Genomic DNA, 9,576 nt, shown 5'->3' on the forward strand with positions numbered 1-9,576 from the left:
ACCGAATAACGTACCACTTCTACTGCTCATGGAGAGAGCAGATGCCCGGCGAAGGAGCAGACATCGCAGCACCACCCCGGCACGAACGACGGCAAGGGGCCGGTCCCAGAGGGACCGGCCCCTTGCCGCCTGCGGCCTCGGCGAAGCCCACAGCGACGAATCGCTCACACGTTGAAGCGGAACTCCACCACGTCCCCGTCCTGCATCACGTAGTCCTTGCCCTCCATGCGGGCCTTGCCCTTGGCACGGGCCTCGGCGACCGAGCCGGCCTCGACGAGGTCGGCGAAGGAGATGACCTCGGCCTTGATGAAGCCCTTCTGGAAGTCGGTGTGGATGACACCGGCGGCCTCGGGGGCGGTGGCGCCGCGCTTGATGGTCCAGGCGCGGGACTCCTTGGGGCCGGCGGTCAGGTAGGTCTGCAGGCCGAGGGTGTTGAAGCCGACGCGGGCGAGGGTGGCGAGGCCGGGCTCCTGGGCGCCGACGGACTCCAGGAGTTCCATGGCGTCCTCCTCGTCCAGCTCGGCCAGGTCGGCCTCCAGCTTGGCGTTGAGGAAGATCGCCTCGGCGGGGGCGACCAGGGCGCGCTGCTCGTTCTTGAAGTCCTCGTCGGTCAGCTCGTCCTCGTCGACGTTGAAGACGTAGAGGAAGGGCTTGGTGGTGAGCAGGTGCAGGTCGTGGAGGAGCTCGGCGCGCTCGCTGCCCTGGACGATGCCGTGGGCGAAGAGGGTGTCGCCCTTCTCCAGGAGGTCCTTGGCCTCCTCGACGGCCTTGACCTTGGGCGCGATGTCCTTCTTGATCCGCGACTCCTTCTGGAGGCGGGGCAGGACCTTCTCGATGGTCTGGAGGTCGGCGAGGAGCAGCTCGGTGTTGATCGTCTCGATGTCGTCCTTGGGCGAGACCTTGCCGTCGACGTGGACGACGTTCTCGTCCTTGAAGGCGCGGATGACCTGGCAGATCGCGTCGGACTCGCGGATGTTCGCGAGGAACTTGTTGCCCAGGCCCTCACCCTCGGACGCGCCGCGCACGATGCCCGCGATGTCGACGAAGTCGACGGTGGCCGGGAGGATCTTCTGGGAGCCGAAGATCTTCGCCAGCTCGGCCAGGCGGGCGTCGGGGACACCGACCACGCCGACGTTGGGCTCGATCGTGGCGAACGGGTAGTTGGCCGCCAGCACGTCGTTCTTGGTCAGGGCGTTGAACAGGGTCGACTTGCCGACATTCGGCAGACCGACGATTCCGATCGTGAGCGACACGTTGCGACTTCCCGTTACGTGAGGTGAGGGTGACGAGGACCCGGCGACTGGGCTTGCGTGGGCCGATCCACCAGTCTACGGCGTGCCCGCGCGCGGCCCGGCGCTACGTCGAACGCCTGGACAGTTCCGGCCTCCGGCGTGTCAGGCGGGCTATTCGGCACATAAACCGACCACAGTTGGTCCGGTGGAGCAACCCAGGACGCGCCCCCCGCAGCCCGCACCGCGACGTGACGAGCCGCCCAGGCCCCCGGTCCCCCCACAGGCGGGACGGGCGGCGGGCGGCGGTGTGGTGCGCTCGCCACGACCCGACCGCGCCCCTGAGCGGCGCAAGGAGGCCCCGGGCCGGCCGAGGAGTCAGGGTGGGCCCGGCCCGCAAGGGAAGTCGGGGACGGGTACCCAGGGGACGCCGGGTGGGCAGGGAAAGCCGGGGACGCAGGCGAAGCCCGGTGGTCGGGCCAGGCCCGGTGCGCCGGGCAAGCCCGGTGCGCAGGCTCGCCCCCGTGTGCAGGGGCCGGGCAGGACGGGTGCCGGTGCACAGGTGCGCGTGCGTCCGGTGGACCGGCCGGCGGCGCCCCAGCGGCGTCCGGTGGTGGGGCGCCGGCCCGGTGCCACGCTGGTCCGGCGGCTGCCCGATCCCCGGCTGACCGGGCTGGGCGGGGGCCTGTTCTGCGGCCTGGTGATGCTGGTGCTCGGCCTGATCGACGCGGCGCTGTTCGCCTCGCAGACCGCCTACGGGGTGCTGTTCCTGCCGGTGAGCGCGCTGACGGCGCTGTGGGTGCGCCGGGGGGACCTGCTGACGGCGCCGGTGGTGGTGCCGATCGCGTTCGCGGTGGGCCTGGTGCCGCTCGTGGACACCGACGGCACCGGCGGGGCCGTCATGGGCATGGTGACGGGTCTCGCCACGCAGGCCGGCTGGCTGTACGGGGGCACCCTGATCGCGGGAACCATCGCGCTGGTCCGCAGGGTTCGGATGATCCGGCGGAGGAACGCGCGCAACCGGTCACAGGGCTGACGCACTGAGCCGGGCGGAACCAGCGGGACGGGCGCGCAACCAGCGGAGCGGGCAGAGCCGGCGGCGCGGGCGGAACCAGCCGAACGGGCGGAACCAGCGGAGCGGGCGGAGCGGGTGAAGTGGGCGGACCCGGGTGAACGGACGGGCCCGGGTGAACGAACGGGCCGGCTGAAGGCTCGCGGACCCGGACCCGGACACGGGCCCGGGCCCGGACCCGGACATTGACACGAGCCGGTCCGCCGTCGGCCGCCCGTCTCCCCGCCACGTGGGCGGCCCGCGGGCGCGCCGCCCACGTGCGAAGGAATGCCTCCCGAACGAGTCTCCCGGTCCCGGGGCTCCGACTCCAGAGGCCGGAGGGCCCAGGGAGGGCGGGAGACCAGGGCAGCCCCGGCCCCCCACCGTCCGAGCGGGCCCCCGGCCCTACGAACCCGTGGCCGCCCGCAGGGCCGCGCCCACGATGCCCGCGTTGTTCTGCAGGCTCGCCGGGACGACCTCGGCCCTGATGCCCTTGATGTGGTGGAGGAACTTGTCGGCCTTGCGGCTCACGCCGCCGCCGATGACGAACAGTTCCGGGGAGAACAGCATCTCCACGTGGGCCAGGTACTTCTGCACCCGGTGGGCCCACTTCTCCCACGACAGGTCGTGGTCCTCCTTGGCCTTGCTGGAGGCCCGCTTCTCGGCGTCGTGGCCGTTCAGTTCCAGGTGGCCGAGCTCGGTGTTGGGGACCAGGACACCGTCGACGAACACGGCGCTGCCGATGCCGGTGCCGAGGGTCAGCAGGATGACGGTGCCCCGGCGGTGGCGGCCGGCGCCGAAGTGCATCTCGGCGAGCCCGGCCGCGTCCGCGTCGTTGACCAGTGTCACGGGCAGGCCGCCGAGGCGGTTGCCGAACAGGATGCGGGCGTCGGTGTCGATCCAGCTCTTGTCGACGTTGGCGGCGGAGCGCACCGTGGTGCCGCCCTCCACCACGCCGGGGAAGGTGATGCCGACCGGGCCGGTCCAGCCGAAGTGCTCGACGACTTCTCTGACGCCGTCGGCCACCGCGTCCGGGGTGGCCGGGTGCGGGGTCAGGACCTTGTGGCGCTCCTGCGCGAGGTCCCCCTTGTCGAGGTCGACCGGGGCGCCCTTGATCCCGGATCCGCCGATGTCCACGCCGAAGATCTCCATGGATCCACGGTACTCACCGCGGCCGGTGGTGCCGCGTCATCCGGCCGCGCCGGGCCGGATGACGCGGCTCCGTGGTCATTCGGCCACGTCGGTGGCGGCGGCCCGCCGTTCCGCCACGAGCGCGGCGGCCTCCTCACGCAGGTCGCGGCGGAGCTCCTTGGGCAGGGAGAAGACGATGGACTCCTCGGCCGCCCGGACGATCTCCACGTCCTCGAAACCGCGCTGCGCCAGCCACTCCAGGACCTGCTCGACCAGTACCTCCGGCACCGAGGCACCCGAGGTGAGACCGACGGTGGTGACACCCTCCAGCCAGCTCTCGTCGATCTCGTCGGCGAAGTCCACGAGGTGTGCGTCGCGGGCGCCCGCCTGCAGGGCGACCTCGACCAGACGCTTGGAGTTGGAGGAGTTGCGGGAACCGACGACGATCACCAGGTCGGCGTCCGCGCCCATCTGCTTGACGGCCAGCTGACGGTTCTGGGTGGCGTAGCAGATGTCGTCGCTGGGCGGGGAGATCAGCTGGGGGAACTTGTCCTTGAGGGCGTCGACGGTCTCCATGGTCTCGTCGACGGAGAGCGTGGTCTGGGAGAGCCAGACCACCTTGGAGGGGTCGCGGACCTCGACCTTGGCGACGTCCTCGGGGCCGTCGACCAGCTGGATGTGGTCGGGGGCCTCGCCGGAGGTACCGATGACCTCCTCGTGGCCCTCGTGACCGATCAGGAGGATGTCGTAGTCCTCCTGGGCGAACCGGACCGCTTCCTTGTGGACCTTGGTGACCAGCGGGCAGGTGGCGTCGATGGTGGCGAGGCGGCCGCGTTCGGCCTCCTCGTGGACGACGGGCGCCACACCGTGCGCGGAGAACATCACGATGTTGCCCGGCGGGACCTCCTCCGTCTGTTCGACGAAGATGGCGCCCTTCTTCTCCAGGGTCTGCACGACGTACTTGTTGTGCACGATCTCGTGCCGGACGTAGACGGGGGCCCCGTACTGCTCCAGGGCCTTCTCGACGGCGATCACGGCGCGGTCCACACCCGCGCAGTAGCCACGGGGGGCGGCGAGCAGGACACGGCGGCCAGGCGAAGCGGTCATGTGTCCCATCGTAAGGGCCCGGCTCCGGGGCCCCGAGGTCACGGTGCGTTGTCGGTGGCGCGCACTACCCTCGCGGCATGGCTGTCAACACGTCTGCGGAAGCTCCCATCCCGGTCGGGGAGGTGTCGCGGCTCATCGGCGGGTGGATCGACCGGCTGGGCGCGGTGTGGGTGGAGGGGCAGATCACCCAGCTGTCCCGGCGGCCGGGCGCGGGCGTGGTCTTCCTGACGCTGCGGGATCCGTCGTACGACATCTCGGTGGGGGTGACGTGCTACCGCCAGGTGTTCGACGCCGTGGCGGACGTGGTGAGCGAGGGCGCCCGGGTGGTGGTCCACTGCAAGCCGGAGTGGTACGCCCCGCGCGGGCAGCTGTCGCTGCGCGCCGCCGAGATCCGGTCGGTGGGGGTCGGGGAGCTGCTGGCGCGGCTGGAGCAGCTGAAGAAGTCCCTGGCACGGGAGGGGCTGTTCGCGCCGGAGCGGAAGAAGCGGCTGCCGTTCCTGCCGCAGCTGATCGGGCTGGTGTGCGGGCGGGCGTCGGCCGCGGAGCGTGACGTGCTGGAGAACGCGCGGCACCGCTGGCCGGCCGTGCGGTTCGAGGTGCGCAACGTACCGGTGCAGGGCGTGCACGCGGTGCCGCAGGTGGTGCAGGCGGTGAAGGAGCTCGACGCGGACGACGCCGTCGACGTGATCATCGTGGCGCGGGGCGGGGGCAGTGTGGAGGACCTGCTGCCGTTCTCCGACGAGCAGCTGGTGCGGGCGGTGGCGGCCTGCCGCACGCCGGTGGTGTCGGCCATCGGGCACGAACCGGACAACCCGCTCCTGGACCACGTCGCGGACCTGCGGGCGTCCACGCCGACGGACGCGGCGAAGAAGGTCGTGCCGGACGTCGGCGAGGAGTCCGAGCGGGTACGGCAGCTCCGGGACCGGGCGCGGCGGTGTGTGCACGCGCTGCTGGACCGGGAGGAGCGGGGGCTGGCGCACGCGCTGGCCCGGCCGTCGATACAGGACCCGCACCGGATGGTGGACGCCCGGGAGGACGAGGTGGCGGCCCTGCTGGACCGCGCCCGGCGGTCGCTGCGGCACCAGCTGGACCGGGCGGAGTCGGAGGTGACGCACACGCACGCCCGGGTGGTCGCCCTCTCCCCCGCGGCGACCCTGCGGCGGGGGTACGCGGTGCTCCAGCGCGCGGACGGGCACGCGGTGCGCGCCCCGGACGAGGTCGCACCGGGCGAGGAGCTGCGGGCACGGGTGTCCGAGGGCGAGTTCACGGTTCGGGTCGAGACGTAGGGGCGATAGGCGATACGGACGTAGGGGTCGGTATGCAGGGGTCGATACGTAGGGTGGCGGAGGAACGGCGGGACGGAGCGGACGGCGGCGGTGGGCGGATGAGCGGCACGGCAGAGCGGACAGCGACGGTGGGCGGATGAGCGGCAAGACGGAGCAGACGGCGGCGGGTGAGGCCGCCCTCGGGTACGAGCAGGCCCGGGACGAGCTGGTCGAGGTGGTACGGCGCCTGGAGACGGGCGGCACGACGCTGGAGGAATCCCTCGCGCTGTGGGAGCGGGGCGAGGAGCTGGCCCGGGTGTGCCGGCGCTGGCTGGAGGGCGCGCGCGCCCGGCTGGACGCGGCGCTGGCCGAGGAGGAGGCGAGAACGGGGGCGGAGTCGGAGGGATCCGGTTAGCCCGGGCGCAGCGCGTGACGCGGTGAAGTGGATCACTGAACCCCGGGCATTGGTTGAACTTTGAACTTCCTGGGCGTACTGTCGTGTGCGTCGGCATGTCCGTGTAGTGCACACGGTGTCGGCGTACCCCTGCACGTACTCCCCACGAAGGTTCACGCATGTCTCTCGTTCTCGACCCGGCCGCTCAGGACCTGCTCTTCCGCGAGGCCCGCACGGCGAACACCTTCACCGACGAGCCGGTGACCGACGAGCAGGTCCAGGCGATATACGACCTGGTCAAGTACGGCCCGACCTCCATGAACCAGTCGCCGCTGCGCGTCACCCTGGTCCGCTCCGCGGAGGCCCGCGAGCGTCTGGCCGGCCACATGTCGGACGGCAACCGCGCCAAGACCCTCGCGGCCCCGCTGGTGGCGATCCTCTCGGCGGACAACGAGTTCCACGAGGAGCTGCCCCAGCTCTTCCCGCACTTCCCGCAGGCCAAGGACCTTTTCTCCGAGCGCCCGGTGCGCGAGGGCTCCGCCGCCCTGAACGCCGCCCTGCAGGCCGGCTACTTCATCCTCGGCGTGCGCGCCGCCGGCCTGGCGGCCGGCCCGATGACCGGCGCCGACTTCGAGGGCATCCGCAAGGAGTTCCTGGACGACGACCACACCCCGCTGATGGTCGTCAACATCGGCCGCCCCGGCCCGGACGCCTGGTTCCCGCGCAGCCCGCGCCTGTCCTACGAGCAGGTCGTGACGACGGTCTGAACCGACGGGACGACCGGCGGCGCCGGACGACCGGAGGGCCGTCGGGCCGGAGCACCGGACGGCCGTCGGGCCGGAGGGCCGGACCACCGGAGGGCCGGACGACGGGATGCGGAGTGACGGGATGACCGGATGACGGCCTGCGGCCTCACGGCTTCAGGGCCTCCCGGGACGACGACCCCGCAGCCCGACGACGGGACACCGGCCCGATGGTCCGACGACCCGACAGCCCCTTCCGCGCGCCGAAGCGCGTGCATGACGACAGGGCCCCGACGCTGATCGCTGATCGCGTCGGGGCCCTGTCGTCGTCCGCTGCACTGCCGGGCGTCGCCGGACACCGCCGGATCCGCGGGTCCGGCACATCCACGGGTCCGGCACACCCACGGGTCCGGCTCATCCACGGGTCCGGCTCGTCCGCAGGTCGGGTCCATCTGCGGGTCCTGCCCGTTCACCAGTCCGCCCGGTCCACCGGTGCGCCCGCGCGCCGGCACCGCCCTCGGCACACCGGGGGCTCCCGGGCTCACTCCGTGCGCAGTGCCTTCGCCATCTTGCTCAGCTGCCCGAAGGAGGCCGTCCCGGTCACGACGGTGGTCGAACCGTCGGGGTGCTCCAGGACCAGGGCGTCGTAGTGACTGCCCTCGTAGCGCGCCCAGGTCTCGCCGTTGATCTCCTGCGTGACGTCGGTCCGCTCCGCCTTCTGCGTCTTCTCCTCGATGAACAGCGTGCGCTTCTGGGTCGACTGCTCGACCGCCACGTACTCGCCGTCCGGGGCGCGGTAGCCCAGGTGCCAGGCATCGCCCTCGTCGCCCCGGAACCGGACCGACGTGGCCTTCCAGGTGTCGGGCAGACCCACGGGCGCTGCCACCGGGTAGGCGGCGGCGCGGCGGGCGGTGAGCAGGTCGACCCGGTAGTCCACGCGCGGGAGGTCGGGCTCGCCGTCGTCGTGCGGGATGAACAGCCAGACGAACCCGGCCACCAGCCCGATGAGACCCAGGGACAGGATCATGTCCCGGGCCGACTTCTGCATGCTGTTCTTTCCTGCTGACACGCCCCCATCGTCGCAGGCCCCGGTCGCGCTCATCCGTGGGGGCCCCTGCTCATTCTGTTCACCCGGCGATAGAGTGCCCCGGAACCCTCATCCGGCCGTCGTCGTACAGAAAGGTGCGCTCCGATGACCGAACATCATCATTTGCCGTCCGAGCTCGATGTGCCCTCCGAGGCACCCGACCGCAACCTCGCCCTGGAGCTCGTACGGGTCACCGAGGCCGCGGCGATGGCCGCCGGCCGCTGGGTCGGGCGCGGGGACAAGAACGGGGCCGACGGCGCAGCCGTGCGTGCCATGCGGACCCTCGTCTCCACCGTGTCGATGAACGGCGTCGTCGTCATCGGCGAGGGCGAGAAGGACGAAGCCCCCATGCTGTTCAACGGGGAGCGCGTGGGCGACGGGACGGGCCCCGAGTGCGACATCGCCGTCGACCCGATCGACGGCACCACGCTCACCGCCAAGGGCATGACGAACGCCATCGCGGTGCTGGCCGCCGCCGAGCGCGGCTCGATGTTCGACCCGTCGGCCGTGTTCTACATGGACAAGCTGGTCACCGGACCGGAGGCGGCCGACTTCGTCGACATCAACGCGCCGGTGAACGTGAACATCCGGCGGGTGGCCAAGGCGAAGCGGGTCACCCCCGAGGACGTCACGGTGGTCATCCTGGACCGGCCGCGGCACGAGGGCATCATCAAGGAGATCCGCGACACCGGCGCGCGCATCAAGCTGATCTCCGACGGCGACGTGGCGGGCTCCATCCTCGCCCTGCGCGAGGGCACGGGCATCGACCTGCTGCTGGGCGTGGGCGGCACCCCGGAGGGCATCATCTCGGCCTGCGCCGTGAAGTGCCTGGGCGGCACCCTGCAGGGCAAGCTGTGGCCCAAGGACGACGAGGAGCGGCAGCGCGCCATCGACGCCGGGCACGACCTGGACCGGGTGCTGACCACCGACGACCTGGTCTCCGGGGAGAACGTCTTCTTCGTCGCGACCGGCATCACCGACGGTGAGCTGCTGCGGGGTGTGCGGTACCGCTCCGAGACCGCGACGACGGACTCCATCGTGATGCGCTCCAAGTCGGGCACCGTGCGCCGGATCGACTCGGAGCACCGGCTGAGCAAGCTGCGGGCATACAGCGCGGTGGACTTCGACCGGGCGAAGTGACTCCGTCGGTCGGACGGGAGGGGCGGGGCGGGGGCGCGGGGTTCTTGTGCGGGGGCGTCGCGGTGCGGTGCGGGGCGCTGTTCCTCGCGCCCCCTGGAAGGGCGGTCCCCCGCCACCGCCGGGCAGGAAGCAGCGGGGGAGACAGCGCCGCGCCATGGGCTGAGCAGGATCGCCCCGCGCGGGTGCGTGGGGGCTGGGTGCGCAGTTCCCCGCGCCCCTGGAAGGGCGGTCCGTGTCGCCGCCGGGCGGGAAGCAGCGTGAGAGACGGCACCGCCATCAGCTGAGCAAGTTCGCCCCGTGCCGGTCCGTCGGGGCTGAGTGCGCAGTTCCCCGCGCCCCTGGAAGGGCGGTCCGTGTCGCCGCCGGGCGGGAAGCAGCGTGAGAGACGGCACCGCCATCAGCTGAGCAAGTTCGCCCCGTGCCGGTCCG

The 9,576-nt window shown here is 71.9% G+C and carries 9 protein-coding genes; 5 read left to right on the forward strand and 4 right to left on the reverse strand.

Translation table 11 applies throughout. The annotated features are described in order from the left end of the window. Nucleotides 1–164: 164 nt before the first annotated feature. Nucleotides 165–1,253 (reverse strand): redox-regulated ATPase YchF, encoded by a 1,089-nt coding sequence (ychF, locus tag AC02VZ_RS12670; protein ID WP_476475401.1) that lies wholly within the window; start codon nucleotides 1,251–1,253, stop codon nucleotides 165–167. A gap of 544 nt (nucleotides 1,254–1,797) precedes the next feature. Between ychF and AC02VZ_RS12675 the strand changes: the two genes are divergently transcribed. Beyond that, nucleotides 1,798–2,265: a DUF6542 domain-containing protein gene (locus tag AC02VZ_RS12675; RefSeq protein ID WP_432057191.1), complete on the forward strand. Its 468-nt coding sequence runs from the start codon at nucleotides 1,798–1,800 to the stop codon at nucleotides 2,263–2,265. A 420-nt stretch (nucleotides 2,266–2,685) separates the two neighbouring features. On the opposite strand, the gene ppgK is transcribed toward AC02VZ_RS12675, so the two are convergent. Together ppgK and AC02VZ_RS12685 are read right to left on the reverse strand one after the other, a co-directional pair. Continuing rightward, nucleotides 2,686–3,432, reverse strand: a complete 747-nt coding sequence (gene ppgK, locus AC02VZ_RS12680; RefSeq protein ID WP_432057192.1) for a polyphosphate--glucose phosphotransferase — start codon at nucleotides 3,430–3,432, stop codon at nucleotides 2,686–2,688. Nucleotides 3,433–3,507: 75 nt separating this feature from the next. Then, nucleotides 3,508–4,527 (reverse strand): 4-hydroxy-3-methylbut-2-enyl diphosphate reductase, encoded by a 1,020-nt coding sequence (locus AC02VZ_RS12685; protein WP_476475402.1) that lies wholly within the window; start codon nucleotides 4,525–4,527, stop codon nucleotides 3,508–3,510. A 68-nt stretch (nucleotides 4,528–4,595) separates the two neighbouring features. Between AC02VZ_RS12685 and xseA the strand changes: the two genes are divergently transcribed. From xseA to AC02VZ_RS12700, 3 genes are all read left to right on the forward strand, one after another. After that, on the forward strand, nucleotides 4,596–5,804 hold the full coding sequence (gene xseA / locus AC02VZ_RS12690; RefSeq protein ID WP_476475403.1) for an exodeoxyribonuclease VII large subunit: 1,209 nt from the start codon (nucleotides 4,596–4,598) through the stop codon (nucleotides 5,802–5,804). Between the two features lie 136 nt (nucleotides 5,805–5,940). Continuing rightward, nucleotides 5,941–6,198 (forward strand): exodeoxyribonuclease VII small subunit, encoded by a 258-nt coding sequence (locus tag AC02VZ_RS12695; protein WP_476475404.1) that lies wholly within the window; start codon nucleotides 5,941–5,943, stop codon nucleotides 6,196–6,198. A 158-nt stretch (nucleotides 6,199–6,356) separates the two neighbouring features. Further along, the gene (locus AC02VZ_RS12700; RefSeq protein ID WP_476475405.1) at nucleotides 6,357–6,944 is read left to right on the forward strand and encodes a malonic semialdehyde reductase; all 588 of its coding nucleotides are present in this window, start codon (nucleotides 6,357–6,359) and stop codon (nucleotides 6,942–6,944) included. Between the two features lie 517 nt (nucleotides 6,945–7,461). On the opposite strand, the gene AC02VZ_RS12705 is transcribed toward AC02VZ_RS12700, so the two are convergent. Then, nucleotides 7,462–7,968 carry a DUF4245 domain-containing protein gene (locus AC02VZ_RS12705; protein ID WP_476475409.1) on the reverse strand — a complete coding sequence of 169 codons (507 nt, stop codon included), beginning with the start codon at nucleotides 7,966–7,968 and terminating at the stop codon, nucleotides 7,462–7,464. 144 nt (nucleotides 7,969–8,112) lie between these two features. Here AC02VZ_RS12705 and glpX point away from each other — a divergent pair, with 144 nt between their 5' ends. After that, nucleotides 8,113–9,147, forward strand: a complete 1,035-nt coding sequence (gene glpX, locus AC02VZ_RS12710) for a class II fructose-bisphosphatase (RefSeq protein WP_432057196.1) — start codon at nucleotides 8,113–8,115, stop codon at nucleotides 9,145–9,147. Nucleotides 9,148–9,576 lie beyond the last annotated feature (429 nt).

It is taken from the genome of Streptomyces sp. 3-6, from assembly GCF_056323165.1.